Below are 484 nucleotides of genomic sequence, written 5' to 3'. Positions count from 1 at the left end.
CCTGACCCTGAGCGCCAGCGAAACCATCACCGAAGGCGGCCAGATCACCTATACCGCGACGCTCACCAACGCGGCGCAAACGCCAGTGACCGTGACGCTGAGCAACGGCTCGGTGATTAACATCGCAGCCGGCGAAACCACCGGCACCGTTGCGGTGAATACGCCTGCGAATGACGTCTACAACAATGGCAGCACCGTCAGCACCACCATTACCGGCGCAACCGGCGGTAACTTCGAGAACCTGGTTCCGGACACGACGCCTGCCGTCACCACGATCACCGATTCGGTGGATAACACTGGCCTGACCCTGAGCGCCAGCGAGACCATCACCGAAGGCGGCCAGATCACCTACACCGCCACGCTGACCAACGCCGCGCAAACGCCAGTGACCGTGACGCTGAGCAATGGCTCCGTGATTAACATCGCCGCTGGCGAAACCACCGGCACTGTTGCAGTCAATACGCCTGCCAACGACGTCTACAAC

The 484-nt window shown here is 61.6% G+C and carries 1 protein-coding gene; it reads left to right on the top strand.

Annotation, left to right across the window (positions count from 1 at the left end; translation table 11 throughout):
- Positions 1-484, top strand: a 484-nt coding sequence (locus FGE05_RS29675) for an immunoglobulin-like domain-containing protein (RefSeq protein WP_139650441.1), incomplete at both ends; no start/stop codon positions are given.

The sequence above is a fragment of the Pseudomonas sp. ICMP22404 genome (genome assembly GCF_006227205.1).
GTDB lineage: Bacteria > Pseudomonadota > Gammaproteobacteria > Pseudomonadales > Pseudomonadaceae > Aquipseudomonas.
This window is presented reverse-complemented; position numbering and strand designations above follow the sequence as displayed.